The following is a 25,265-nucleotide window of genomic DNA, read 5'->3' on the forward strand; positions in this document are numbered from 1 at the left end:
TTTGCGTGAATATAGATCCAGAACTATAGAAAGATGTAACCATTGCTGATTAATCTTAATGATAGGCTATATCATTTACCCCGCCCGATCGATTTTGCTCATAATAAAGTATCTCTCTAAAATATTCTGAGCGACAGATTTATTAAAACTACAATCGTCAGGGTAGGGTTTAGAGTTCCATAAATTATTACTTTAATTTTTGGTATTCCTGCTCAGACACAGGCTCTAACCACTCGTTTGAGGTATTATTTCCTGGCACTTCCATTGCAATGTGACTGAACCATGAGTCTGCTTTTGCGCCGTGCCAGTGCTTTGTTTGTGCAGGAATGACAATGACGCAGCCTGGCTCCAAACTAACTGCATCCTTGCCTTCTTCCTGATACCATCCGCTTCCAGCAGTGCAGATGAGAATTTGCCCACCACCTTTGCTGGCATGGTGAATATGCCAGTTATTTCGGCAACCTGGTTCAAACGTCACATTAGAAAGATGAATTGGCGTTTGTTTCGGATCAGTCAGTGGATTGATGAAGGAGTTGCCAATAAAATATTTGGCATAAGCTTCATTAGGTTTGCCTGTTCCAAATACATTTGTTTTTTCGAACTCCGATTGTTCCATTATCTTCATGATTGCACCTCTGATTGTAAAAGTAATTAAAGAGCACCGACAATACGGTGTGGTGTATAGGGCTCTTCGAGATAGGTAATATCTTCTTTTGACAACGAAACTTTCAATGCGCCGACAGCATCATCAATATATTTTATTTTAGTAGCGCCAATAATTGGTGCTGCTACCCCTTTTGCAAATTGCCAAGCTAATGCAATCTGTGTCATGGTAGCATTATATTTCTCAGCAAGTTCGTGCACTCTGAGCACGATATTAGTATCAGTTTGTTGAGTACTATCATATTTAGAAACGGCTGTTTGATCTGTCTGGCTACGCAAAGTATCCGTTTTCCAATCTAAACGAGAAAGTCTTCCAGCCGCAAGAGGGCTATAAGGCGTTAATGAAACATTATGCTGTTTGCAAATAGGAATTAACTCACGCTCATCTTCACGATACAGCAAATTATAATGATTTTGCATGGAGACAAAAGGAGTCCAGCCACCTTGCTTGGCTACTAGTTGCATATTAAAAAACTGGTATCCATACATTGCAGATGCACCCAAAGCCCTAACCTTGCCAATTTTAATGAGGTTGTCTAATGCTTCCATGGTTTCTTCTATCGGGGTCGTATAGTCAAAGCGATGGATAATATACAGGTCAATATAATCGGTTCCAAGACGTTTGAGGGAGTTATTGACTTCTCTTTCAATCGCCGCTTTTGAGAGATGTCCTTCGTTAAAATATACTTTCGTAGCAAGTACTACTTTATCCCGAATTATATTTTTTTTGATTGCTCTCCCCAAATATTCTTCGCTTGTCCCATCAGAGTAAATATTGGCTGTATCAAAGTAGTTAATCCCCAAATCCAGCGCATGTTTAATAATGGTCTCGCTTTCATCAGGATTGAGTGTCCATGCGTGCATCTTACTGACTGGATCACCAAAGCTCATACATCCTAAACAAAAACGTGACACATTAATATCTGAGTTTCCGAGTTTTATATAATTCATAGCAATACCTTTTGTTCAATAATATTAGTTTGACCAAATATCTTTAGCAAGACGAAAAGCCGCCCATGCTTTAGGCCATCCTACATAAAATGCTGCATGTGTTAATACTTCAACAATCTCTTCTTTAGTGATGCCATTTGTTTTAGCCGTCTGCAAATGAAACTGCAAAGAACTGTCTAAAATACCACTTGATATCAAAGCTGTTACAGTCACTAAACTTCTGTCACGCGCAGATAGTTCTTTTTCCCTAGACCATACTTCACCGAATAATACATCATCATTAAGCTGTGCAAATTTCGGCGCAAACTCTCCTAGAGCATCTCTTCCTGCTGTTACCTTAACCATGTGTTTTCTCCTTTATTTACTTGTTGCTTTACGCTTAATCCAAAATTGACATATACCGCTCTACTGTTTTTGGGTCTTGATGTGAGAAAAACAGACTGGCTCCGGTATCAAGCGCTGAAATGCTTTCCATTTCCTCATCTGAAAGCGTAAAGTTAAAGACATCAAAATTTTCTATCATTCGCTCTTTTTGTGTGGATTTTGGGATAACAACAATACCGTTTTGAATCAGAAAACGCAGAGCAATTTGAGCTACGGATTTATCGTGTATTTTTCCAATTTCTTGAAGAAGAGAATTTGTGAAGAAATTATTTCTTCCTTCCGCAAACGGTCCCCATGACATAATCTGAGTATTGGTCTTTTGCATCACCTCACGAGCCACTTTTTGTTGTTGAAATACATGCGTTTCAACTTGATTAACCGCAGGTTTAATATTTACAAAGTGGGCAAGATCAATAAGCCGATCGGGGTAAAAGTTGCTAACACCAATTGCCTTGGCTTTACCTTCTTTATAGGCTTCTTCCATCGCCCGGTAGGTGCCGTAATAGTCATTAAATGGCTGATGGATTAATAACAAGTCAATATAGTTTGTTTTAAGCTTATCTAAAGACTCTGCTATCGATTTTTTAGCCTTGTCATATCCCGCATTCGTGATCCATATTTTTGTAGTAATAAATATGTCTGATCGAGGAATACCGGATTTTTCTATTGCATTTCCAACGCCTTCCTCATTACCATATGCTTGTGCTGTATCAATGGAGCGATACCCCACACTCAGAGCATCTAATACACATTTTTCACAGGCTTCTGCGTCCACTTGGTAAACACCATAGCCAAGAATAGGCATTTGGACACCATTATTCAATGTTACATATTCCAAAATAGTTCTCCTTATAAAGGATCTGGCTTAGTTGAAGATGCCATAACAATCCAATCCCAATTATTTTGCTAAATTAAATATTTCCGTAATCGCCTTACGGTCATAAAGATCACTCATTTTCCAATCGACAGCATTTTGTGTTGCATTGTCAATCACCTCTTCTAATACATGGCCATCAATATGAAGCTGTACAAGTTTGGTTGGTGTTCCTATTTTGTCAAACCATGCTGTTAATGCTTGAATGCATTCCTCAGCAGTTGTTAAACCAAAAATCTCTTTCGCAAAACGTTGAAATTGTTTTGGATTACGGTCTTTCCACCAAGTCATCCAAGCTGGCATAACAACGGACAAACCTGCACCATGGGGAACGTCACAGACTGCACTCATGGCATGTTCAATCATGTGATTGGGATAGCTAGCGCCAGCTGTACCTAAAAGAGTTATTCCATTTAATGCCATCGTTGCAGCCCAAGCAAACTCTCCACGAGCATCAAGATCTGCTGGATTTTTTAATAATATTTCGGTAGTACGAATAACCGTTTTAATATTCGCTTCAACTTGTAAATTTATCAGCTCAGGTTGTACTGTCGCAGTAAAATACCCCTCAATTGAATGGGCAATAATATCCGCAGCAGAATAAACCAAATAGTCTTGACTTACTGTCGCTTGAAGCTTGGGATTAATAACAGATACTTTAGGATATAAGCTAAAACCACGTATAGGATACTTCTGTTTGGTTTCCTCATTGGTTACCACGCCACCACTATTCATTTCGCTGCCGGTTGCTGCTAGCGTCATCACATCAAAAATAGGCAATGCTTGTTCGACTTCTTTGCCTGTAAAGAAATCCCATACATCTCCCTCGTACAAACTACCCGCCGCAATTGCTTTAGCACTATCTAAACAAGATCCACCGCCAATGCTTAATACACTATCAGCACCAAATTCTTTAGCAATTGAGACTCCTTCTCGTACTTTACTGAGAAGTGGATTACTTTTAATTCCACCGCATTCTATAAATTCAATGCCGTGTTCTTTAAGACTAGTGGTCACATCATCAAATAAACCTGATTCTTTAATGCGATCACTGCCAAAGATAATGAGAGCTTTTTTAGCTTCACACTCTTGCATATACTTACCCATATTTTTTTCTTTATCAGTGCCAAACTCTATACGTGTTGGATTTTGGAAGCTAAACGAATACATAATGAATCCTTATTTAATTGAAGTTATGTTTTTTAATTTATTAAAAAAATATAGTTTAAACTTTAGCAATACCTAAACTTTCACCAATAGCACAATCAGGCTTTTGGATTAGCTTATCGATTAAGGCAGCAATACTGCGCCTAGATACTTGATCACCTTGAAAAGCCTCGCCTTTACGAGTTAATTTATAGTCGACCTCTATGCCATTTGTAAACCAAGCAGGACGAATAAGGGTGTAGTCTAATTTTGATTCTTCAATGACCTTGGCTGAAAGGCGATAGGGATCTAATATTGAACCATGATCTGTTTCTGTTTCATCATAAATCCCCATTGAACTTATCCAAATCAAACGCTTGATATTTTGCTTAGCCATTGCTTGCACCACATTTTTAGCCATTAGCTCAAGCTCACCCGCTAAATTAGCATAGACAATATCCTGCCCCTGCATTGCCTGTTCTAATTGAGCTAAATCCATCACATCTCCTTTAACAACCGAAACCCTTTCATGGGTTAGTGGTATTAGCTCAGTTATATGACGAGAAAATAACGTTAATTTAATTTCAGGGTTATCCAATAAAACGGTAATGACTACTTTGGCTAAACTACCACTTGCACCTAATACCAAAATATTTTTCATTCTATTTACCACGTGATTATCTATTTATGTGGTAATTTTAAACATTACTGTTATTGAGATAAATTAGGTATTGTTTTATAGTGAAGTGAATTAAATTCACTAATAATATAATTATGTATAATTTTAATGAGCTAAATTACTTTATCACTATTGCGCAGACTACCAGCTTTGTAAAAGCAGGCAGATTACTCGGAATTTCATCGTCAGCATTGAGCCATAGCATGCGCAGTTTAGAGACTCGATTAAATTTGCGTTTATTTAATCGCACTACACGCAATGTTTCACTTACTGAAGCAGGTGAGCAGCTATATAAACAAATTGCCCCTTTATTTCGTTCTGTCATCGAAGAAGTCAGTGCATTAGGCGATTTTCTTAATACACCATCAGGTACTATCAGGATTAATGCACCAAGCCTTGCAGTAGAAAATATTATCTATCCTAAATTACGAGATTTTCTACCTCTTTATCCACAAATCAGAGTCGAAATCCAATCTGATAATAGCTGGGCTGACATAGTTAAACAAGGCTTTGATATGGGCTGCCGTTTAGGTGAAGATGTTGCTAAGGAAATGATTGCAGTAAAAATCTCTCCCCCCTTAAAGATGGCTTTAGTTGCTAGTCCTGATTATTTAAAAGGAAGAACTCAGCCTAAAAAAATTAACGAGTTAGATCAGCATCGTCTAATAGGCATGAGAATTTCAGCACATCATGGTGCAGAAGTTCCATGGGAATTTATAGAAAACGGCAATATAGTAAAATATAATCCTTACGCTCAGTTTTCCATTAACAATCATTTGCGTAAACAAGTAGTCTTAGATGGCTTAGGTATTACTTGGCTTGGTCAAACTGAGGTAGAAAATGAGTTAGCCACAGGGAAATTAATTGAATTATTAGAAGAGTTTGCTATTACTTATGATCCTTTTTACATTTATTACCCAAGCCGTAAAGGGCATTCAAATGTCTTTAAATTAGTAATAGATGCGCTAAGGTGTTAGATAATAAATAGTGTAATGGACCTTCCATTCAAAAAATGAAAAATTCATATGTCTGCTATTGGCACAAAAGAGCTATTGCTGACTACCAATCAATAGCTCCTAATCCGCTTATCTAGAATTATTTATTTTTTACCTTAATAATCCCTCTCCCCAAGATACGCCGATTATCAGGTTTCATCAGTCTTAGGTATTCATCGGTTTTAAGTAAATAGCTAACCCCATAGTCAATCATCCAATTAATTTTATTACTTTCACTACGATGTAACATTCCCAAATAACAATGTTTGTAGCTTTCCTTTTGTTCTTTGGTGTTGCAGTTGTAGTACATGCCTCTGCCAAGGGTGATATGATGCTGCCAAAGCTCACCTACTTGTTTAGCAATGTGGTAGTCACTTCTTCTTTTATTACCGTCATAGCAGAGCAGCAAATGCGCATGATAGCCTTTATCACTACCATATTCTAATTTCCAAATATAACCTACCAGATCTTTAAAGACAGGATTGCTGGTAATGAGATTGATAAAGTAATCCATATCTGCTCTAAACGCATCGTATGAGCAATGATTATCGGTAATATGTTCTTTATAACCTAGATCTAGTCGAATAACTAATACTCTGCGGTAGTGATCAAATAGCTCTTCAATATAACGGCTATACTGCCTTAAATGGTCCGTATAGCCTGTATCGTGATAATATTGGCTGAGCGTTCTTCTAAAGCTAGGACTTTGGCTGTTCATATGCATTGCATCAATTAACCAATAGATATCCTGTAGGGCTAATGCATTGATGGTAAGCTGTCCTCTATGGCTGTCTAATTCCACTTGTTCTCTAATATTGATTAAACCATCACACATTAGCAGTAATTGTACATAGGGCGATAACCGTATACCCATGGTTGAATAAAAATAATCTTCATCAAAATCATTATAAGCCTCTATTAAGGTATAAAAGGGATGCTCTGGATTTAGATAGACTCTATTACTCTCTATAGGCTCATGATGAGGGTTTGAATCAATCGGAGGTACTTTGTCATGATTGCCATCAATTAACTGTTTAACAGCTTTATAAAGCCTTACTTGTTGATGAGCTAAATAAACTTGTTGTTTATAGTATTCAGCGTAATAAGGATGATAGCGTTGTCTTTGATTTATTTTACGGGTATAACTAAAGGTATTGGATAAGGACTTCATAAAATTACCTGTTAATAATAAAAAAATAATCATTACTAGGTAAGGTGTATGTAGGACTATAAATTCTCTCTAAATAATAGGCATTCAATGGTTAAGTCATCAGTCATTTAAATGCTTAGTAAAGGAATATTAACTAAGTCATAAGTGATTTAAATACTTATATTAAGAACTTATATTAAGAACTGATAATAACTATTGATATTAACGACTAATATAATAACTACCAATATAGTAACGACTAATAACATATAATCCCTTGGTTTTATTTTTACTGATTACCGACAGGGCTCGGTACCTGTAATTTTTGATTGACGAGTGTGCTCGGCAATAGCATTTTTATACTTTAACCAAAGTTAGCCGAAATCATGATATTTATGCAAAGAAAAATAGAATCAATGGCGAAGGACTTTATTGCTTTAGCAGAGGGACTGAATAACACTGATGAAAGAGAGAATTAACCTAGAAACACACACATTACCTAATGGACATGATTGCCATCATTTAAAAAATAGCAAATAACATGCTGCTATCAAAGTGTATCACTCTCCATCTCCACTTCAGTTAGATCGGTTACACGTGTCAATGCTACGCGATTAAGCAACCAAGCATCCACTTCTGAGGATAACCAACCAATGGCCTTACCACCTAACTTAAAAGGCTTAGGGAAAGTTTCATCATAACGAGGCGATTTAAGGTTCAACCAATCATAAATGGTCGATTTGCCGATACTGAGTTTCTCAGCCACTTGCTGAATACGTAAAACCATTAACTCGGCTAAGATGGTAGAGTTATTAGCCAGAATAGGGGCAGGGGATGGAACTACGGTTGATGTTACTTGTAAAGAAATGCTCATGGTTTTCTCCTAAATGATTTAATCACTCGTTAATGAATTAACGAATGGAGAAGAAACAGCCGGTTTTAACTGATACTTATCAAATCTTGTTAAAATTTAAAAACTACTGATCTCTTGCTCATATTTTCTGAAGAAAAATTATTTTTTTAATTTACCTAACAACACCAACAAACAACCCTACCTAACAAAAGGATCCTTCCAATCATAAAAAAATACACCACACAGCCTACTGCCTGCTCTAAAAATACTCCTGTACTGAAATAAACAAATTAGCACATAAACATTCCCCTATAAATTCCCTCTAAAAAATAAATACCTGCCCATAGCGCTAGATTTTCTCTTTCTACTTAACTAAAAAGTACGTGTCTAAAATACTTAAATCTGCTAAACTGATCATGAAATAAATTAATGACGGTTTAGCAAGCAAGTTTATTCTGAGGCTAACTACTTTCATTAAAGAATGTCATAAAAAATTAAAATAATAATAAAAGGTAACTAACAAAACAGTTACTAAAAATAAATAGCCTGCCAGTCAGCTTGCATTTTACTACTTCACTAAACTTCCCCCCTAGTAAAAAATTATCTCCTATGGTACGATAACCATCGTAGTATCCATTATATCTATTAACTAAATGAAATAATTTATAAAAACTATAAAAATATATACCTAAATAACACATAAATAATATTGTTTTATGTGAAAAATAGATTGTAAATAACATAAACGATTCATTTTTTATTATTACTTTTAGATATAAATTGGAGTTTTTTTATTATGAATAATCAAGTTTCAAATTCCCCTTATCCCTGCAAAGAACTCGAAAATATTCGTGTCAGAAGACAACTTTTGTCCTACCTTTCGACAGATGAGTATCCTCTTGATATTAATATTGTTCATGATCCAGTATTGTTTATGGATGAAGCGATGCGTTATATTGATCATGAAATAGGAATGATAAGGTATAGCAAAGAGGATGCAAATGGAATGCTTGTCAGAAAAGTTAGAGAATGCAAAGCAGAGCTTTTACCTGAGTCCGAATTTGATTGGTTAAAACGCGATGAAAGGGCTTGTTATTATACTTGGTTGACTATTCGAAATGATACTTTATCAGTAGACCTATCGAATCTGTCATTTGTAAAGCCAAAAAAATGGCTAGACTACCATGATATAAGGCTTACGGTATCTGCTGAATCAAGCCAAAAGCGTCTAGAACTAATTATAGCCTACCTTGATTTACAACCCGTGAATACGTCAGATAAAATCGATTACCTAACGTATATTCAAGGAATATGGAATAAAAATAGAAACACCAATAAAAATAACAATGCTAATCCTTTTAGATGGTTAGATAGAAAGGACAAAGATGCTTGTCAGTGGGGATATGAATATATCAGAAATTCATTTGCAGCCAATGACACAGAGCCTAGAGATAAACGAAGGCAACGCCATGATTCTTTTGAATGGTCATATCAACAATTAAATGAACTCAATCCCGCTACAGCCGATGAACAATACCAATTTATTTATCTTTTCTTTGACATCCTTGACGAACGCGATAAAAAAGATTTCAAAGAAAAGATAAGCAGAAAATTTGCTCAACACAAATACCAAAAAAGTAAGCAAGAAATACCCCCTTTAAATACACGCATGAGTAAAGAAACCAAGAAACAGCTAGAAAAACTCAGAAAGCATTATAAAACCAATCTACAAGATACCATAGAGCATATTATACAACTGGCTTATGATCATGAAATTATAAAAAGTAACATTATAAAGGTGGATTTTTCTAAAAAGGACTAAAGAAATCTAACTAAAGCGAATTTCTGGTATAGCTCTGAAATTCGTTATAAAATAACCAAACAGAGAAAAACAGCCACTGTCTAACCTATACTAATAAAATACAATTGAAGCCAATCACAAGTGGTAACCAACTGGCAACGAAAATAAGTGTTTTTAGGGTTTTGACAAATAAGAGAAGAAGAGGGTGGTTGTAACTTATTGATTTAATTGGTGGAGCTAAGCGGGATCGAACCGCTGACCCCTTGCATGCCATGCAAGTGCTCTCCCAGCTGAGCTATAGCCCCAATTTGATTTGCGCGTATGTTACATAAGCGTTTAGGCCAAGTCAAGAAGTATTTATTTTTTGTGAATTTCAAAATGAGTAAAGAAATTTAAGTTAATTTTAATCATTCTAATTAAGTGAACTATTTTATGTGTGAGGTTTACTTTTAATGGTTTAATTATAGAGAATTTTGAGGTACTCATTGGTGTTATATTGCCGATGCTAATAAAGATTTTGAATAGGGGTGCTTAACGTAAGCAAGTTGTTCGGTCATGCATTGTTCAATGATCTGTTTCTGGTATAAAAATAGCACTTGATCACAAAAATAACATACCGTTTGGATGTTGTGGGTAATAAAAAGATAGCTTAATCCTAACTCATATTTGAGTTTTTCCAACAAATCCAGAATTTGTACTTGGGTAGGAATATCTAGCGAGCTGATGGGTTCGTCTAAGATAATGAGTGAGGGTGATGTTGCCAGAGCCCTTCCGATGCAAACACGTTGGGCTTGCCCACCCGATAGTTCGTGAATATAGCGATACATGAGTTTGGAAGATAAACCCACACGTTCAAGGATTTTTTCAACTTCAACTTGTAGCAGTTGTTTAGGGATATAGCCATTGATTTGTAACGATTCGGCAATAACCTGCATGACGTTCATGGTAGGGTTTATCGAGGTGGTATAGTCCTGAAAAACCACGCTAATACGTTGTTTTCGACGATTAGTGGGTAGGCCATCCAGTAATACTTCACCACTGTCGGGCATTTCGATACCGCTAATGATATGGGCTAAGGTTGTTTTACCACTGCCGCTTTCACCTACCAGTCCAACACTTTGCCCTTTTTCTATTTGGAAGGAAACATCTTCAATAATCACATGTTCATGCTTAGGAGAGAGAGCATGGGTATGGAGATAAGATTTTCGTAAATGATTAACCGTTAATAACATAGGGTTTACTCATGATTTTTTCAAAGCGCTGTGTTAATTTACGACGTGTTTCTAACAGAAAGCGAGTGTAAGGGTGTTGCGGGGCGTTAAATAGTTGTTCTTTACTGGCGTATTCGATGAGATCACCTTCTTTCATTACCGCAATATCATCAGCAATTTCTCGAACTAAACTTAAGTCGTGGGTGATGAAGATGAGGGTCATGTTTTGTTGTTTGATAAGCTGTGTCAGTTGTTGAATGATTTCATATTGGGTGATTGCATCCAGTGAAGTAGTAGGCTCATCAGCAATAATAATAGTGGGTTCAAGGGCTAAAGCAAAGGCGATCATTACGCGTTGTAGTTGGCCACCACTTAGTTGGTGAGGATGACTACCCAAAAGGTTATGAACTTGATCGAGTTTGGTTTTTTGAAGTGCTGAGACTATGCGCTGCTGTTGTTCTTCATAGGAGAGATTAAAGTGGCAGGCTAATGTCTCCATAAACTGTGCCCCAATTGTCATCATCGGGTCAAAGGCTCCCATGGCATTTTGCACAATTAAATTGATCTGTTTTCCACGCAGTTGTTGCCGCTGTGCGTTGCTATAATCTAATAAGGATTGTTGTTGAAATAGAATTTGCCCATTGGCGGTTAATGTGGGGGGGAGTAATCCTATAATGGCTTTGGATAATAAACTTTTACCGCTGCCGCTTTCTCCCACAATGGCAAGGGTACGATGCTGATGAATAGTTAAGCACAGTTTATTCAATAAAGGCTGTTGGTTATTTTTATCAATAATCGAGAGATCACGAATTTGCAGGAGTGGTTGACTAGGCATGGTGGTTTTCCGCTGTAAGGCTGTGATCAAACCGATTGGTTGGGTCAAAAACATCACGTAAGAAATCACCTAGCCCATTAAATGCTACAACAACGAGGGTAATCATTAATCCCGCTGGTAACATTTGCTCTGGATGTGAAAGCATGACGGTTTTAGCTGTATTTAGCATGCTTCCCCATTCAGGAGTAGATGGTTGCACGCCTAGCCCAAGGAACGATAATGCAGAAATTGTTAGAATAACAGCACCAATATTGGTCGAGGCGAGTATGATCATATCGGTAGCGGTCATGGGTAAAATATGGCGGTGTAAAATACGCCATGGTTTAATGCCAATGATTTGTGCATAGCGCACATAGTTTTGATGGGTGTATTGAATGACAGCACCACGAACCATGCGTGCATACCACGCCCATTTAACAACCACTATGGCGAGTATGATATGGTTAATGCCTGGCCCTAGTATGCCGACGAGGGCTAAGATCATCACCACCTCAGGGAATGAGAGCATCATGTCACAAAAGCGCATGATGAGGCTATCCACTTTACCACGAAAATACCCAGCGATTAGACCTAAGACAGCACCTAGAAAAATGGTCAGTAGCATGGCGAAAAATGCATAAAAAATGGTCGTGCGAATACCATAAATAAGCCTTGAGAAAACACAGCGTCCTAAATTATCAGTCCCTAAAGGATATGCCCAACTCATTGCATGGTATTTGATGCGGATATTGGTCAGTGTCGGGTCGTGCGGTACAATCCACGGTGCAAAAATGCCCATTAAGAAAATGATGATGAGCGTAGCTAAACACGCTTGTGCGAACCAGTCTTTCTTTAAATGATGGACAAAATGAGGCCACATAATTAATGTCTCCTCAAACTGGGGTTGAGTTTAAGTTGTAATAGGTCAATTAAGAAGTTAAACACCAAGAACAATAGTGCAATCAGTAGAATATAGGCTTGTATCATTGGGTAGTCACGCCCTAAGATAGCGGCAACGCATAAGCGGCCAATACCCGGCCAAGCAAAAATATTTTCAATGACAACAGTCCCTGCAATTAAACTTGGGATACTTAAACCAATACTAACCAAGGTGGTATGCAAAGCGTTGGGTAACACATGTTTTAAAATGATGCGTGATTCAGGCAACCCTCTGGCACGTGCATAAAAAACATAGGGTTGTTGTAGTTGGTTAAGCATGGCTCCACGCATTAGGCGTAGATATGTTCCTATGTAAACAAAAGATAAGGTAATGGCTGGCAAGAGGACTGAATTGAAGCTTAGCATCCCGCTGACGGGGAATAAGTCAAAATACACTGCAAATACCCAAATCAGCAGTAACCCAAGCCAATAATTGGGCAATGCCATGAGGGTAAAAGTGATGCAACGGATCACTTTATCAACCCATGTGTTTCTTGTTAAAACGCATAAAAAAGCGATGGAAAATGAAATAACCAAGCTTAGAATAAAGGTGGCAGCTGCCAAGTAAAGTGTTGCTGGCAGGGCATTAAGAATTTCAGTTAAGACGGGGGTTCTAAAGATAAAGGAACGTCCGAAATCTAAATGTAGAATTTGCCATAGCCAATGAAAATAACGGATAAGAAATGGCTTGTCTAATCCCAGCTCTTGCTGCATCAACGCAATGGCTTCATCAGTGGGAACTATATTGCCTACTCTTAAGGCGACCTCAGCAGGGTTGGAGGGGACAAGGTTCAGCAGTAAAAATGCAATAAAAGAGATGAGTAGCATGAGGGGAATCATCATCAGCATACGGTGTATGATATAGTTCTTCATCGCTCTTTCTTACGCCTAGTTTCTATTTCTCTTAGGGGTTATCGTTTAAAATACATTTTCTCAAACGGTATTTCGTATTGAGATACATTAAAGTCGACACCTTTTAAATCTTGGCTATAAATTACTTTGGTTCTTGAGTAGGTTAAAGGAATATAAATAGCTTCGTCTGCTAATCTTGTAAATAGCCACTGGTAAAGTTGTTGCCGTTTCTGGATATCGGTACTGGTTAAAATCTTACCGATGGTGTTATCGATTTCTTTTTTATCAGGTAGGCCTAATTGTGCTTGATAGTCTGCGTGACCGGAAAAGCGGAACGAGGCGATAAACGAAGCAGGGTCATAAGGTTTACCCCAGGACAGAGAGTATTGTAAATCAAAGTCGCCTGTTTTTTGACGGTCGCGGTAGGTTTGTTTTTCTTCACCAATAATATCGAGTGCGATACCGATTTGTTTAAAGTCATTTTGTAGAAGTTCTGAAATGTCTTTTTCTACTGCATTATTTGTGTCATAAGAAAAAACTAAACGCAGTTCACAGCCATCTTTTTCACGGATTTGTTTTCCTGAAGGTAACCGCCAACCTGCGTCATCGAGAAGTTTGCGAGCTATTTCTGGATTATACGTGTAGGTTTTAACGGATACATCGCTGTAAGGTACGGAGCGAGCCATCAGCGTATCTGCAACCGTTTCACTGTCATTTAATATCCCGCTGGCAATGGCTTCTTTATCGACTGCATAAGAAAGTGCTTGGCGAACTTTTACATCAGAGGTAATCGGGCGTTTACTATTAAGCACGATGGTACGTGAGGCGATAGGGCTACTCATCAGCGTAGTAAAGCGCCCTGTATTGGCTAGGTTTTCATAAGAGTCCATGTCCACCATATCACCATCAGCACCAAAAATGAGCTGAATATCACCTTTTTGTAATGCCATCAGCATGGTTTGACGATCAGGAATTACATGCCAAATGACGGCAGCTAGCTTAGGCTTTTCTCCCCAGTAATGAGGGTTAATGACAAACGTGGCGTATTGATTCTTTTTGTAATCTTTTAATATCCAAGGGCCAGTACCTGCGTTGCTGGTTATTCCATTTTGCGTTAGGCCATTAATAAAAGCTTTGGGTGAAATAAACCGAAAAGGTCTGGTGAGTGCTAGTTCTGTTAAAGTGGGGTAGTAGGGGTGGAAAAGATTGACCTCTACGGTATAGTCATCAATTACATTAACGGATTCAATTTCATTGACTAAGCCCATCCACGCGTGGCGAGCTTTGTTAGCAAGCACTGCGTCCATATTTAATTTAACGGCTTGGGCATTAAACTTTTCGCCATCATTAAAGCTAACATCTTGGCGTAAATTGAAGCGGTAGCGTTTACCCTCATCGAGTACTTGCCAACTTTTTGCAAGGTGCGGTTTAATACTTCCATCAACAGCATTCGTCACCAGTGACTCAAAGACCATGTTTTGGGCCGCCATTTCACCCAAATAAAGGTGTGGGTTGATGTCTGCAATATCTTTAGTACTGGCATAGTCCAGTTGGTTGTCGCGCAGATCTGCTTTGACAAATAGACTGATGACTAACAGTGGAATTGCTAACCATATGAAAACATTCAACCGCATCAGGTACCACTCCTTGAGTTTAACTGGATTTTATTTACGAGCCATAATGACAAACATAGGGGTTGAACCGTAATTGATTTTTTCTTCCTGACTCCACAGTTGTTCACCAATGGTTGTATCAATATAGCATTGGTTGAATCCAATATCTAATAAAACTTTGGCATCCCATTGAGGGCGTATTACTTGGCTCAGTGGGAGCTGGCGTGCTATATCTTCCATTGCTTTAGTATCGGTATTAACGTAGTGGTCACTCACTTGCATTTTTTGAGTATTACTACGGTCATTTAAATAACCTTGCCGATAGTCATCGTTGAATATGTGCAGGTACCAGTTAGCATCGAATACAATGAGTCGACCCTGTGGCGCTAAAACACGATACCAGTCTTGATAGGCTGTTAGTGGGTCTTTTAAGTTCCATGTTACGTTACGGTTAATCACCAGATCAAATTGGTTATCCGCAAAAGGTAGTTGATGGGCGTCACCGCTCATAAACTCAATGGTAATATTCTCTTGTTGTGCATTGTGTTTAGCTTGTTCAAGCATCGCTGTGGTAGCATCAATCGCAGTTACGTTATGGCCTGCTTTTGCCAAGATAATAGCGAAAAATCCAGGGCCTGTTCCGATATCAAGAATGTTTAAACAGCTTTTTTGAGGGGCTAGGCTAAGAATGGTTTCTAGCCAGAGAGTAGATTTATTGCTATTTAACTCCGCCACATTGGATTCACTGTAGCCTTGTGCTCGGTTATCCCAGTAATCAGTGATTGATTTTAGGATTTCATTATTAATACAAGATTGCATGATTAATCCTTTTTCTTTATTGGTTATCTTTGCTCATAAAACTTTTATTAGAGACAAGAAATAACCACGTTGCTAACACAAAGGGCATTGTTAAGCTTGGGATACCGATAGGCGCCAACGCTGTATCTAAAGCACCTTGCACAAACACGGTAAAGATAATACCAATAATCGTATAAATAGTCACGCGTAAGCTAGGAGTATTAAAGGTTGACCCTAAAGCGATACCAGTTAATACAGCACTGAATGAGTATAGACCTACATTAATAGAGCTTGCATCAGCTTGTAAAAAATAAGAGGCAAGAACAGATACAAATGAACCGAGTATAGCATACAGTGCCGCCGCAATTGAGTTGAACGCCAGCCCAATCACAAAGATGATACCAACAGTCATGCTACTGAGTAAAAATACTTCAGAAATACCTCGAAATATATCAGGGATGAGGATGTTTAAGTAAGGCAGAGCTTGTGAACTCGTAATGGTGAATTGATCAGGCGTGACTGGGTGGGGGAGTGAGATGCCCTTGATACCAAAAAAAGTATAGCTTGCTAATAGAATTGTCCAAGTGACTAGTACAAAGGGAGCCGTTAAGGCGGCAACGCCCCAAGATTTGAGAAAATCAGCTAATGATTTTGTGGCAATAACTGAGATAATTGCGCCAAATATCACCACAATCCATAAATAAAAGGATGGGTTTAGAAAAGTAGCTAAACCAATGCCCACTAAGCATCCGTTATAACCATAGAGCCCCGCTCTTAAAGAAACTTTATCCAAGTCATAAAAGTAGGCGGTGAGTGTTGCAATTGCTGTTCCTAAAAGGCAAGCAAAGCCTGCTTGTGGGAGGTTTCCCCAATAAGCACCTAAAAAGATGGCAATAAAAAAAAGTAGCCCTGTGATCGGATTGTTTTGAAACATCACCTGACCACAACCACGCAGTGTTACGTCAATAAACTGGATGATGATGTTTTGTTCTGTTAACTTGTTCCAAGCGTTGGTTGAGGAGGGGGCTGACATAAAAAATTACCTCAAAAAATTTAATAAAATAATCGGCAGAAGAAATAAGCCTATCGCCATAAAAATGGCTGTGGCAGGGCAATGCCTTTGACTTCTTCTCGTGCAACTTGCCAGAAATGGCGAATAACTTGTTTTATTTTTAGGCTCTCGTTGGCTAGGGCCTTAAAAATAATGCCACTTTCATTAGGGAGTTGTGACGCACCAAATGCGATATGATTTTCTACATCATATTTTGCCTCTAAGCGTTCTAGAATAGCTTGATGGTATATTTTGGGTGTCAGTAAGATAACATTGCCAAAAATATCGAAAGGCCCCATGACGCCGGTGGTGCTTAGCTCACTTTTTTTAGGTTCTAGAATGTATTTTTCAACAAATAATTCTTTTTTATAGTCAGGCGTTATTTGGTTATCTTGGTCTAAGTATTTAGCACTGATGCGCGATGAAAAAATATCAAAGCCGAACTGTTCATCATGATGGTGGTATTTGCGACCAGATTGTAAAATTTCTGAGTAAATTACTGTGGCACTCGGGTGCAAGTTAATCTCAGTATCAGTGATAAAGCGTGCGGTTCGATGAGGAATAATAGGATCTGGCATAAGTTCTAAATAGCCATTTTCAGCTACAGTAATATGCTGTACTTGTGAGGCGTAGTTAGCGTCCATCATATGAATTTTAGTCGCTGACTGAGTGGTGACATGTGCACAGGCATCTTTTTCAACAATAATGTCTAGTGCTTGGCGATCGCCTTGTAGTAAGCAACCCGAGGTTGATATCATGGTGACACAAGGTAGGTCTGGCATTTCCTCATCCCAGTACAATGCCTTTTGTACAAGGGAGGGAACGCGTCGCTCTAACTCGACAAGCTCGCTACGATATTCGCCTTTAGCAAAGCGTAGTTTTAGGTAACCTGTTTTGCCAATAGCACCGCTATCCATTTGTTTGGGTTCATTTTGGAAGGCTGCCATTTCTGGTGCCTGTTTACCCAGAAGATGCGCATGGGTACGACTGGGGTTATCTTTTATTTCATCTCTTAGCTCTATCATGCCTTTTGCTCTTGTGATTGATGAGTAAATAAGAATTTATCCATAATCATATCGACCAATTCAGTTACCCCTTGGCCTGTTTTGCAGTTAGTTAATATGTAAGGGCGGTTACCTCGTACCACTTTGGTGTCACTTTCCATGACATCTAGGCTTGCACCAACATAGGGTGCTAAGTCGATTTTATTGATGACTAAAATATCAGCTTGTACTAAACCTGGTCCATTTTTGCGAGGAATCTTTTCACCTTCTGCCACATCAATCACATAGATGTAAAAATCAGCCAGTGCAGGGCTAAAAGTTAAGGTTAAATTATCACCGCCACTTTCGATCATGATGACATCGCTATCAGGAAAGCGTGCTTCCATATCTTCAACCGCTGCAATATTCATACTAGGGTCTTCACGTACCGCGGTATGAGGGCAAGCACCGGTTTCCACACCAAGGATTTTTTCTTCATCTAAAATACCCTTGAGGGTGCGTTTCACTTGTTTCGCATCTTCAGTGGTGACAATATCATTGGTAATAATTAAAGGTTTTATGCCGCGTTGAATTAATATGGGGGTAATTACCTCAATAATCGCTGTTTTTCCAGAGCCTACAGGGCCACCAATACCAATTCTTGTTATCTTTTTCATCTAATTTACTCCATCAACTCGGTATACTTTGATTAATTCATAAATAATCGTACGAACGATTTAGTGTGTACTGCGGCAAGTACATCAATAATCGGGGTGTACGAGGACATTTGGTTGATATCGCCAGAGGCCGCCATATCACAAAAGGATTCAATTTCTTCGTTTAATTCAAATAAAATATGTTGTGTTTCGAAATGGGTAATACGCATTAGGCGGATAGCTGCACTCAGAATTGTCATGGCAATACCGTATTGATGTATCACCACCACATCACGTTCTTTAATACCTTGAATTGCCATCACAATGGCTTGGGTAACGGGTTGTGTACCTAAGGTATTGTTAGTCTTTATCTGCTCGAGCCACCATTGTAATAAGGGGTTTTCGATAATATGCACGGAGAGTTCAGCTAACTTTTTACCCATGCGAACGGTCATTAGCCGCGCTTCTTCATTGAGTTTTCGATTATTGACTGCCCAATCGATTTTCATTAGGTCTTGATGGTTTTCAGTTAAAGCTGCTCGATGGGCTGCGACTAAAGCAATGCCGTCACACTCGGCGGCTTGTTTTAATGCGGTTCTCACAAAGCTTTTTAGACTGTCGGTATCATGGACTACACCTGTTTGTATCGCCGCCTCGACACCATTAGAGAATGTGAATGCACCGATAGGCAGTGCAGAATCACCAAACTGCATAATACGAATAAGTTCAGAGGCTTTCATCATCTTTCCTTTGTTGTCTAGTGCTTATGCGTGTGAGGGTGATGATGATCATGGTCATGCGGGTGATCATGTCCATGGTCGTGGTCATGAGAATGCTTATGTTCAACATGAACGTGTGTTCCAGTGTCTTCAGCCCCACCAAACAGTAAACGGGCTTCTGCATTTGTGAGTAGGGGAAGAATGGTGCTGCCTTTAACGAACTGATAGGTATTGTCGCTAAAGCCATGTGTACGCATAACAGAGCTCATGACCTTTTCGCTCACGGTTAAGGGTACATAAACTTTGTTGTCTTTTATAACGGCCTTCCAATGTTGGTTACCTAAGGCATGGCCTAGTTCAAAGCTGATTAGAATTTGCTGTTCTGGGGTGTCGCCTTTGAGAGAGTTTAAATCGATAACCATTACATCACGCAGGGTAATTTGTACCACAACGGCAGTTTGGTTTGATTCATCAAATAAAATAATATCGCCATCGCTTAATAAAACGTGGCGATCAAGCGAGATGCCTATGTCAAGTCCTGCTTGTGTTTGCTTGCGGCATCGACTTTTTTGAGCTTCCCATTGATCAAGAACAAGGAGATCGACAGTGGCATTGGCTATTTTTTGTTTCCACTCGTTATCTTTATGGGCGTTGCCAAGGATCTGTTCAACTAAGATCATATATTTATCCTTAATGACATCATTATTTTAAAGGAATATATTGTTGGTTTCTTTTAACCTGATGAAAGTTAAAAGAAACCATTGTGGACTAACCGAAGAAATAGCGTTGGTTCATAGCTGCTACAGTGATCGGTTTACAGGTAGCGTGTTCGCCATTGACTTTTACCGCAAAGGTTTCTGGATCAACCTCTATATGTGGTGTTTCTTGGTTACGAACAAGGTCTTGTTTACTAATAGAGCGGCAATTGCGCACAGCAAGTACTTGGCGTTCTAATCCTGCCTTTTCTTTCACCCCGTCATCTAAAGCCGCTTGTGATACGAAAGTAACACAAGTATCTTGCAATGTTTTACCATATGCACCATACATAGGACGGTAAAATACTGGTTGAGGTGTAGGAAGCGATGCATTAGGATCACCCATTGCAGCCCAGTTAATAACGCCACCTTTAATAACCAGTTTAGGTTTAGCGCCAAAAAATCGAGGATCCCATAACACTAAGTCTGCCATTTTACCTACTTCAACAGAACCTAACACATGGCTAATACCTTGGGCGATGGCTGGGTTGATGGTAATTTTTGCCACATAGCGTAGGACACGGAAGTTGTCATTATCAGCTGCGTCTTCTGGTAACTTACCACGTGATGCTTTCATGGCATTAGCTGTTTGGATTACTCGTAGCCAGTTTTCACCAACACGACCCATGGCTTGGGAGTCACTGGAGAACATAGAAATAGCGCCCATGTCATGTAACACGTTTTCAGCGGCGATAGTTTCTGGTCTAACGCGGCTTTCAGCAAAAGAGACATCCGCAGGAACGTTAGGGTTTAAGTTATGGCATACCATAATCATATCAAATAGCTCTGCTTGGCTATTGATACCATAAGGTAATGTAGGGTTAGTAGAACTAGGTAATACATTCATAAGGCTTGCTACTTTTATGATGTCAGGAGCATGACCACCACCCGCACCCTCTGTATGGTAAGTATGAATGGTACGACCTTCAAAGGCTTCTACCGTATTCTCAACATAACCGCCTTCGTTTAGACTGTCTGTATGGACAGCGATTTGAATATCATATTGATCAGCAACACGTAATGAGTGGCGAATAGAGTTTTTTGTAGCGCCCCAGTCTTCATGAACTTTTAAGCCCGCTGCACCGGCTATAATTTGCTCTTCTAATGGCTTAGCTGTAAACGAGTTACCTTTCCCCAATAAGCCGACATTGACAGGTATATTTTCAAACGAGCGTAGCATGGTTCTAATGTTACGAGGACCAGCGGTTACTGTTGTACCATTGGAGCCATCGGTTGGGCCAATCCCACCACCAAAGAACGTAGTTACACCATTGGAAAGTGCTGCATAGGCCTGTTGTGGAGAGATAAGATGGATATGGGTATCGATACCTGCTGCGGTTAAAATAAGGTGCTCGCCTGAAATGGCATCAGTTGAAACGCCTACCACCATGTTGGGGGTAATATTGTCTTGTAGATTAGGGTTACCGCTTTTACCTACACCTACAATCTTACCATCTTTAACACCAACGTCAGCTTTAATGATACCTAATTTAGCATCAACAATTGTCACGTTGGTAATAACGAGGTCTAATACACCATTGTCGCTGGTGAGCGTATTATCAGCACCCATCCCATCGCGTAACGATTTGCCACCACCGTAAACAGATTCTTCGCCATAACCGCGTAAATCTTTTTCAATTTCAATATAAAGGTCAGTATCGCCAAGGCGAATTTTATCACCTACTGTTGGGCCGAATAAACCACAGTATTCTTGTCTTGATATTTGAGGCATTTTATCTATTCCTTCTCGCGTGGATAGAGATTTCTTTCACTGGATAAATGAGTTTTAGATTACGCTTTATTTTTAAAACCTTGCTCAATCGCTTTATTAACAGCGATAGTTTTAGCAGGACGCTCAGCATTGGTGACACTGTCACCTGTCCAGCCATCAACAAGATTATTAAAGCCATAAACGGTTTGTTTTCCACCGTAAGGAATGAGTGATACTTCAGTTTCATCGCCCGGCTCAAAACGAATAGCCGTTGTTGATGAAATGTTTAAACGTTTGCCGTAGGCGGATTGACGGTCAAATTCTAATGCGCTATTTGCCTCAAAGAAGTGAAAATGTGAGCCGATTTGAATAGGACGGTCACCCGTGTTACGTACTTTTATTTTAGTTTCTGCTTTGTTAACATTAAATTCAATCGGTGTGCTTGCTAAAATAACACCACCTAGTGGAGTGGGTTGTTTAGTTTTTGAGTCTTTTTTCATGATATTTCCTTAATGCTAATATAGGTATTAAAAGGAAGGAGGGAGTTACTTAATAGGGTCGTGTACCGTAACAAGTCGGCTACCATCGGTAAAAATGGCTTCTACTTGTACTTTAGGGATAAGATCAGCAACGCCTTCCATCACATCATTTTTAGTTAATACCGTACTGGCTTCTTTCATTACATCTTCCAATGTTTTGCCATCACGAGCACCTTCAAGAGCGGCTACAGAAATAATAGCGACTGATTCAGGATAGTTTAGTTTTACACCTCTGTTTTTACGTCTTTGGGCTACATCAGCTAACGTGTACATCATCAGCTTTTCAATTTCTCTAGGGGTTAATTCCATAACTGACTCCAAGTAGTTAAATTAACATTCTCAGGTTCATTCTATTCCGCTAATGGTGTAATGAATATTATCTGTTTGTATAAGTCCTTATAAGTGTATCCGAATTAGTTATGTTGATTAAGAGACTGGGTAACAACTAATGGATTATTTAAAAAACAAACAGATATGTAATAAGCTATGATTATTCTCTTTGTGCATTATTGATGTTGTTTTTGGCTACAGCGTAAGCTGTTTTGGTCATGACAATTGACTCGCACTTTAACTTAGCATTTAAATCGTTAGAAGTTTTTGATATGTTAAAGCACATCAGTTTTCGTGATAATTTCGTTTTCTTTTTTACAGCACTTATAAACTCAAGTATTTGTTATTGCTTCTTTGGTATAACAGGTGCAATGCTGGGTGTTCTTACGGTTTTATTTGCTAACACAGCTTACTCTGCTAAAAAAGGCAGTAATAATATTTTTTATACAGGGTTTTTATTATTTCTTATTGTGTTAGCAGGTGGGATCGGGTTTTTATTAAAGTTATCATTACTTTTTTATCTGTTTTTATTTGTTGTATCGTACTTTTATTACGTGAGTTATGACAAGGATATTGTGATTGATCGCATTACCCCTTTCATCGTTATTTTTGCTTGCATGGGGACTACGTTACCTACGGTTACTATTGAGCTTCCACTCGCGTACTTAACGGGTATTTGCATTAGCCTCATCCTTTTAACCTTACTTCAGCATAAAAAATACGATGTTGATGCGTTTAAACGAGGGTTGTTTTCAAAAGAACTGTATCGAAGCGATAAGCGTTTGGCTCTACGTGCCTTTATATATAGCATATTCTTGTTTTTAAGTTTAGCCATTCCTGATTATTTGGATTTATACCGTGTTTATTGGGCCCCCTTAACATTTATAGTGTTATTGCAGCCTAAGGAAGTGGGGATCATAAAAATAACATTGTCTCGTTTCTTAGGCAGTGTCTTAGGGGCACTATTTGTCTTTTCATTATTTCATTTGCGGCTCTTTGATACCGTTTATTTTGACGTAGTTCTGATCGCTATTGTTACGTTTCTTATGCCAACATTTTTAAAGTTAAATTATGTTTTTAAAACATTTGCCTTCACGGTCTTTGTTTTATTACTGATTGAGGAAGCAGAATATTGGGGGGACCCTACTTATCTTTTACCCTATTCAAGAGTTTATGAAACTTTAATTGGTGGTAGTGTGGCGCTTTGTGCCAGTTTTGTTTTAAAGCAAGTTAGACGTCTTCCCCGTATAGCATAGGGTAAGTTAACGGGATTTGATTAAATAAAAATTTATGTTTTGATGACTATGACGTTACGGTTTGCTTATTACTATATAAGCTTTCTAGTAAGCAATGGTCATAAAAATGAATACAATTACTTATAGCGATATTGAACAATTTAATTATTGGTGGAATGTTTCGGGTAGCTGGGTTGAGGAGCCTAATAGACGCCGCGGTGGCGAAAGCGGTGTTTTAATACATAAGGATAAAGTAGGGCAGGTTTTTTACGTTAAACGCCAAGAAAAACATATTTATCGTAGTCTATTTTTTCCTTTTGGTCAGCTAACAATTAAGCGCGAAAATTTCGCCTATCAGGCATTTAAAAAAATAGGAATAACAACACCAGAGCTTGTTTATTGTGGTGTCTCTGGCGATAGAGCTATTTTAGTAACAAAAGAGTTAAAAGGCTTTATTAGCTTCGAGCAATGGCTCGATCAATCAAATGATAGTGATGCTAATGAAATAGCTTTATTTGCTGTGTTAAGAAGTATTGCAAACGTCTTATCTAAAATGCATAAGCATCGTTCTCAGCATAATTGTGTTTATCCAAAGCATATTTTTATTAATTTAAATGATGTCCAGCAAGGTAAGGAAAATATAGAAATAGCTTTGCTCGATCTAGAAAAATCTAGGAAGCGTTTTACTGCGAAACAAGCGACGCTGCATGATTTGCCACAGATTAGGAGGCATACATCATTAACCATGAATGAATGGAGATATTTTGTTCAGCAATATGAGATTGCGTGTGACGCTTTTTTTCCTTCTTTATACATTTAAAACTAGGGTTTAGGTAGTTATTATGATAGATAAAAATTTCTTTGAGAAAACTTGTGTTGAATTAACCTTTTCAGATAAATACGATAAAGAGCATGCCATAAAGTATTATCATAAACACCAGCAAGGCTTTTGGCGTAAGCTCTCGCATTGGCGAGAAGAGCAAATGATACGAGAAGCTCTTAAAACAGCAGGTGACCCATTGTCGGTATTAGATTTACCTTGTGGGGCTGGCAGATTTTGGTCGTTATTGTCAGAGAATAAAGAACGCCGTATTTATGCGGCAGATAACTCTCCGCACATGATCGATGCAGCAATATCTTTACAGCCAATAGAGATCACACAAAAGATCCATACTTTTCAATCATCTGCTTTTGATATCCAAGTAGAAGATAACGCGGTTGATTGTGTGTTCTGTATTCGTTTACTTCATCATATCGGTGAGCATGAACACCGTTTAGAGCTATTGCGAGAGTTCCATCGAGTTACTCGTGATACAGTGATTGTTTCTCTATGGGTGGATGGTAATTTCAAAGCATGGCGTAGACGCCAATCTGAATCGACAGGTTCGCATACACAAAATAATAGATTTCTAGTGAGTAGATCAGACATTGAAGCTGAGTTTAAAGCGTCTGGTTTTGATATCTTAGAGTATCATGACTTCTTCCCAAAGTATGCGATGTGGCGTACTTATGTATTAAGAAAGATAAGATAATTCAATTTCTTATAAACCATAATAATAAAAT

Annotated in this window: 26 protein-coding genes, 1 tRNA gene and 1 pseudogene; 5 read left to right on the forward strand and 23 right to left on the reverse strand. The window is 38.5% G+C overall.

The window, feature by feature from the left end; genetic code table 11:
* Positions 1 to 187: 187 nt before the first annotated feature.
* The 6 genes from DM558_RS02695 to DM558_RS02720 are packed head-to-tail and all read right to left on the reverse strand — an operon-like array spanning position 188 to position 4,679.
* Positions 188 to 625 carry a cupin domain-containing protein gene (locus DM558_RS02695; RefSeq protein WP_127161937.1) on the reverse strand — a complete coding sequence of 146 codons (438 nt, stop codon included), beginning with the start codon at positions 623 to 625 and terminating at the stop codon, positions 188 to 190.
* A gap of 26 nt (positions 626 to 651) precedes the next feature.
* Complete coding sequence (locus DM558_RS02700) at positions 652 to 1,614, reverse strand: aldo/keto reductase (protein WP_127161938.1); 963 nt, start codon at positions 1,612 to 1,614, stop codon at positions 652 to 654.
* Between the two features lie 24 nt (positions 1,615 to 1,638).
* On the reverse strand, positions 1,639 to 1,959 hold the full coding sequence (locus tag DM558_RS02705; protein ID WP_127161939.1) for a carboxymuconolactone decarboxylase family protein: 321 nt from the start codon (positions 1,957 to 1,959) through the stop codon (positions 1,639 to 1,641).
* A 34-nt stretch (positions 1,960 to 1,993) separates the two neighbouring features.
* Positions 1,994 to 2,836: an aldo/keto reductase gene (locus DM558_RS02710; protein ID WP_127161940.1), complete on the reverse strand. Its 843-nt coding sequence runs from the start codon at positions 2,834 to 2,836 to the stop codon at positions 1,994 to 1,996.
* A gap of 60 nt (positions 2,837 to 2,896) precedes the next feature.
* Positions 2,897 to 4,042, reverse strand: a complete 1,146-nt coding sequence (locus DM558_RS02715; RefSeq protein WP_127161941.1) for an iron-containing alcohol dehydrogenase — start codon at positions 4,040 to 4,042, stop codon at positions 2,897 to 2,899.
* Positions 4,043 to 4,097: 55 nt separating this feature from the next.
* A complete protein-coding gene (locus tag DM558_RS02720) occupies positions 4,098 to 4,679 on the reverse strand; it encodes an NAD(P)H-binding protein (protein WP_127161942.1) in 582 nt (193 codons plus the stop codon).
* A gap of 113 nt (positions 4,680 to 4,792) precedes the next feature.
* Between DM558_RS02720 and DM558_RS02725 the strand changes: the two genes are divergently transcribed.
* Positions 4,793 to 5,674 (forward strand): LysR family transcriptional regulator, encoded by an 882-nt coding sequence (locus DM558_RS02725; protein WP_127161943.1) that lies wholly within the window; start codon positions 4,793 to 4,795, stop codon positions 5,672 to 5,674.
* Positions 5,675 to 5,792: 118 nt separating this feature from the next.
* Here the strand turns inward: DM558_RS02725 and DM558_RS02730 are convergent, their stop codons facing one another.
* Both DM558_RS02730 and DM558_RS02735 read right to left on the reverse strand, forming a co-directional pair.
* Positions 5,793 to 6,863 (reverse strand): YagK/YfjJ domain-containing protein, encoded by a 1,071-nt coding sequence (locus DM558_RS02730; RefSeq protein WP_164731229.1) that lies wholly within the window; start codon positions 6,861 to 6,863, stop codon positions 5,793 to 5,795.
* Positions 6,864 to 7,392: 529 nt separating this feature from the next.
* Positions 7,393 to 7,716, reverse strand: a complete 324-nt coding sequence (locus DM558_RS02735; RefSeq protein WP_127161945.1) for a helix-turn-helix transcriptional regulator — start codon at positions 7,714 to 7,716, stop codon at positions 7,393 to 7,395.
* A 775-nt stretch (positions 7,717 to 8,491) separates the two neighbouring features.
* On the opposite strand from DM558_RS02735, the gene DM558_RS02740 reads away from it, so the two are divergent.
* Positions 8,492 to 9,517 carry a hypothetical protein gene (locus DM558_RS02740; protein WP_127161946.1) on the forward strand — a complete coding sequence of 342 codons (1,026 nt, stop codon included), beginning with the start codon at positions 8,492 to 8,494 and terminating at the stop codon, positions 9,515 to 9,517.
* A 208-nt stretch (positions 9,518 to 9,725) separates the two neighbouring features.
* Here the strand turns inward: DM558_RS02740 and DM558_RS02745 are convergent.
* From DM558_RS02745 to DM558_RS02815, 15 genes and pseudogenes are all read right to left on the reverse strand, one after another.
* A tRNA-Ala gene (locus tag DM558_RS02745) sits at positions 9,726 to 9,801 on the reverse strand.
* Between the two features lie 186 nt (positions 9,802 to 9,987).
* Positions 9,988 to 10,728, reverse strand: coding sequence for an ABC transporter ATP-binding protein (locus DM558_RS02750; protein ID WP_127161947.1), 741 nt, complete (start codon positions 10,726 to 10,728; stop codon positions 9,988 to 9,990).
* Positions 10,712 to 11,542: an ABC transporter ATP-binding protein gene (locus DM558_RS02755; protein ID WP_127161948.1), complete on the reverse strand. Its 831-nt coding sequence runs from the start codon at positions 11,540 to 11,542 to the stop codon at positions 10,712 to 10,714. The genes DM558_RS02750 and DM558_RS02755 overlap by 17 nt, the downstream gene beginning before the upstream one ends.
* Entirely contained in the window at positions 11,535 to 12,401 is an 867-nt protein-coding gene (opp1C, locus tag DM558_RS02760) for a nickel/cobalt ABC transporter permease (RefSeq protein WP_127161949.1), read from the reverse strand. The genes DM558_RS02755 and opp1C overlap by 8 nt, the downstream gene beginning before the upstream one ends.
* A 2-nt stretch (positions 12,402 to 12,403) precedes the next feature.
* On the reverse strand, positions 12,404 to 13,333 hold the full coding sequence (opp1B, locus tag DM558_RS02765) for a nickel/cobalt ABC transporter permease (protein WP_127161950.1): 930 nt from the start codon (positions 13,331 to 13,333) through the stop codon (positions 12,404 to 12,406).
* Between the two features lie 38 nt (positions 13,334 to 13,371).
* Positions 13,372 to 14,946: a nickel ABC transporter substrate-binding protein gene (gene nikA / locus DM558_RS02770; RefSeq protein WP_127161951.1), complete on the reverse strand. Its 1,575-nt coding sequence runs from the start codon at positions 14,944 to 14,946 to the stop codon at positions 13,372 to 13,374.
* Between the two features lie 30 nt (positions 14,947 to 14,976).
* Positions 14,977 to 15,744, reverse strand: coding sequence for a class I SAM-dependent methyltransferase (locus tag DM558_RS02775; RefSeq protein WP_127161952.1), 768 nt, complete (start codon positions 15,742 to 15,744; stop codon positions 14,977 to 14,979).
* A 16-nt stretch (positions 15,745 to 15,760) separates the two neighbouring features.
* On the reverse strand, positions 15,761 to 16,756 hold the full coding sequence (gene yut, locus DM558_RS02780; protein WP_127161953.1) for an urea transporter: 996 nt from the start codon (positions 16,754 to 16,756) through the stop codon (positions 15,761 to 15,763).
* Positions 16,757 to 16,806: 50 nt separating this feature from the next.
* Positions 16,807 to 17,799 (reverse strand): urease accessory protein UreD, encoded by a 993-nt coding sequence (locus DM558_RS02785; protein ID WP_164731230.1) that lies wholly within the window; start codon positions 17,797 to 17,799, stop codon positions 16,807 to 16,809.
* Positions 17,796 to 18,434 carry an urease accessory protein UreG gene (gene ureG / locus DM558_RS02790; RefSeq protein ID WP_109703121.1) on the reverse strand — a complete coding sequence of 213 codons (639 nt, stop codon included), beginning with the start codon at positions 18,432 to 18,434 and terminating at the stop codon, positions 17,796 to 17,798. Before ureG ends, DM558_RS02785 begins: the two co-directional genes overlap by 4 nt.
* Positions 18,435 to 18,466: 32 nt before the next feature.
* Entirely contained in the window at positions 18,467 to 19,156 is a 690-nt protein-coding gene (locus DM558_RS02795; protein WP_228411796.1) for an urease accessory protein UreF, read from the reverse strand.
* A 14-nt stretch (positions 19,157 to 19,170) separates the two neighbouring features.
* On the reverse strand, positions 19,171 to 19,812 hold the full coding sequence (gene ureE / locus DM558_RS02800) for an urease accessory protein UreE (RefSeq protein ID WP_127161954.1): 642 nt from the start codon (positions 19,810 to 19,812) through the stop codon (positions 19,171 to 19,173).
* Between the two features lie 88 nt (positions 19,813 to 19,900).
* Positions 19,901 to 21,619: an urease subunit alpha gene (locus DM558_RS02805; RefSeq protein ID WP_127161955.1), complete on the reverse strand. Its 1,719-nt coding sequence runs from the start codon at positions 21,617 to 21,619 to the stop codon at positions 19,901 to 19,903.
* Positions 21,620 to 21,771: 152 nt separating this feature from the next.
* Positions 21,772 to 22,098 (reverse strand): annotated as a pseudogene (locus DM558_RS02810) (urease subunit beta); the annotation flags it as partial.
* A gap of 45 nt (positions 22,099 to 22,143) precedes the next feature.
* Positions 22,144 to 22,446: an urease subunit gamma gene (locus tag DM558_RS02815; protein WP_109703116.1), complete on the reverse strand. Its 303-nt coding sequence runs from the start codon at positions 22,444 to 22,446 to the stop codon at positions 22,144 to 22,146.
* Between the two features lie 239 nt (positions 22,447 to 22,685).
* On the opposite strand from DM558_RS02815, the gene DM558_RS02820 reads away from it, so the two are divergent.
* From DM558_RS02820 to DM558_RS02830, 3 genes are all read left to right on the forward strand, one after another.
* A complete protein-coding gene (locus DM558_RS02820; RefSeq protein WP_127161957.1) occupies positions 22,686 to 23,723 on the forward strand; it encodes an FUSC family protein in 1,038 nt (345 codons plus the stop codon).
* 106 nt (positions 23,724 to 23,829) lie between these two features.
* The gene (locus tag DM558_RS02825; protein WP_164731231.1) at positions 23,830 to 24,522 is read left to right on the forward strand and encodes a lipopolysaccharide kinase InaA family protein; all 693 of its coding nucleotides are present in this window, start codon (positions 23,830 to 23,832) and stop codon (positions 24,520 to 24,522) included.
* Between the two features lie 22 nt (positions 24,523 to 24,544).
* Positions 24,545 to 25,234 carry a class I SAM-dependent methyltransferase gene (locus DM558_RS02830; RefSeq protein WP_127161959.1) on the forward strand — a complete coding sequence of 230 codons (690 nt, stop codon included), beginning with the start codon at positions 24,545 to 24,547 and terminating at the stop codon, positions 25,232 to 25,234.
* Positions 25,235 to 25,265 lie beyond the last annotated feature (31 nt).

The sequence above is a fragment of the Entomomonas moraniae genome, from assembly GCF_003991975.1.
In the GTDB taxonomy this organism is placed as follows: domain Bacteria; phylum Pseudomonadota; class Gammaproteobacteria; order Pseudomonadales; family Pseudomonadaceae; genus Entomomonas; species Entomomonas moraniae.

Excerpts from the sequence above, each read along its gene's own strand:
- DM558_RS02695 (WP_127161937.1), bottom strand. The coding sequence starts at position 625 with ATGAAGATAATGGAACAATCGGAGTTCGAAAAAACAAATGTATTTGGA.
- DM558_RS02700 (WP_127161938.1), bottom strand. The coding sequence starts at position 1,614 with ATGAATTATATAAAACTCGGAAACTCAGATATTAATGTGTCACGTTTT.
- DM558_RS02705 (WP_127161939.1), bottom strand. The coding sequence starts at position 1,959 with ATGGTTAAGGTAACAGCAGGAAGAGATGCTCTAGGAGAGTTTGCGCCG.
- DM558_RS02715 (WP_127161941.1), bottom strand. The coding sequence starts at position 4,042 with ATGTATTCGTTTAGCTTCCAAAATCCAACACGTATAGAGTTTGGCACT.
- DM558_RS02720 (WP_127161942.1), bottom strand. The coding sequence starts at position 4,679 with ATGAAAAATATTTTGGTATTAGGTGCAAGTGGTAGTTTAGCCAAAGTA.
- DM558_RS02725 (WP_127161943.1), top strand. The coding sequence starts at position 4,793 with ATGTATAATTTTAATGAGCTAAATTACTTTATCACTATTGCGCAGACT.
- DM558_RS02730 (WP_164731229.1), bottom strand. The coding sequence starts at position 6,863 with ATGAAGTCCTTATCCAATACCTTTAGTTATACCCGTAAAATAAATCAA.
- DM558_RS02735 (WP_127161945.1), bottom strand. The coding sequence starts at position 7,716 with ATGAGCATTTCTTTACAAGTAACATCAACCGTAGTTCCATCCCCTGCC.
- DM558_RS02740 (WP_127161946.1), top strand. The coding sequence starts at position 8,492 with ATGAATAATCAAGTTTCAAATTCCCCTTATCCCTGCAAAGAACTCGAA.
- DM558_RS02750 (WP_127161947.1), bottom strand. The coding sequence starts at position 10,728 with ATGTTATTAACGGTTAATCATTTACGAAAATCTTATCTCCATACCCAT.
- DM558_RS02755 (WP_127161948.1), bottom strand. The coding sequence starts at position 11,542 with ATGCCTAGTCAACCACTCCTGCAAATTCGTGATCTCTCGATTATTGAT.
- opp1C (WP_127161949.1), bottom strand. The coding sequence starts at position 12,401 with ATGTGGCCTCATTTTGTCCATCATTTAAAGAAAGACTGGTTCGCACAA.
- opp1B (WP_127161950.1), bottom strand. The coding sequence starts at position 13,333 with ATGAAGAACTATATCATACACCGTATGCTGATGATGATTCCCCTCATG.
- nikA (WP_127161951.1), bottom strand. The coding sequence starts at position 14,946 with ATGCGGTTGAATGTTTTCATATGGTTAGCAATTCCACTGTTAGTCATC.
- DM558_RS02775 (WP_127161952.1), bottom strand. The coding sequence starts at position 15,744 with ATGCAATCTTGTATTAATAATGAAATCCTAAAATCAATCACTGATTAC.
- yut (WP_127161953.1), bottom strand. The coding sequence starts at position 16,756 with ATGTCAGCCCCCTCCTCAACCAACGCTTGGAACAAGTTAACAGAACAA.
- DM558_RS02785 (WP_164731230.1), bottom strand. The coding sequence starts at position 17,799 with ATGATAGAGCTAAGAGATGAAATAAAAGATAACCCCAGTCGTACCCAT.
- ureG (WP_109703121.1), bottom strand. The coding sequence starts at position 18,434 with ATGAAAAAGATAACAAGAATTGGTATTGGTGGCCCTGTAGGCTCTGGA.
- DM558_RS02795 (WP_228411796.1), bottom strand. The coding sequence starts at position 19,156 with ATGATGAAAGCCTCTGAACTTATTCGTATTATGCAGTTTGGTGATTCT.
- ureE (WP_127161954.1), bottom strand. The coding sequence starts at position 19,812 with ATGATCTTAGTTGAACAGATCCTTGGCAACGCCCATAAAGATAACGAG.
- DM558_RS02805 (WP_127161955.1), bottom strand. The coding sequence starts at position 21,619 with ATGCCTCAAATATCAAGACAAGAATACTGTGGTTTATTCGGCCCAACA.
- DM558_RS02815 (WP_109703116.1), bottom strand. The coding sequence starts at position 22,446 with ATGGAATTAACCCCTAGAGAAATTGAAAAGCTGATGATGTACACGTTA.
- DM558_RS02820 (WP_127161957.1), top strand. The coding sequence starts at position 22,686 with ATGACAATTGACTCGCACTTTAACTTAGCATTTAAATCGTTAGAAGTT.
- DM558_RS02825 (WP_164731231.1), top strand. The coding sequence starts at position 23,830 with ATGAATACAATTACTTATAGCGATATTGAACAATTTAATTATTGGTGG.
- DM558_RS02830 (WP_127161959.1), top strand. The coding sequence starts at position 24,545 with ATGATAGATAAAAATTTCTTTGAGAAAACTTGTGTTGAATTAACCTTT.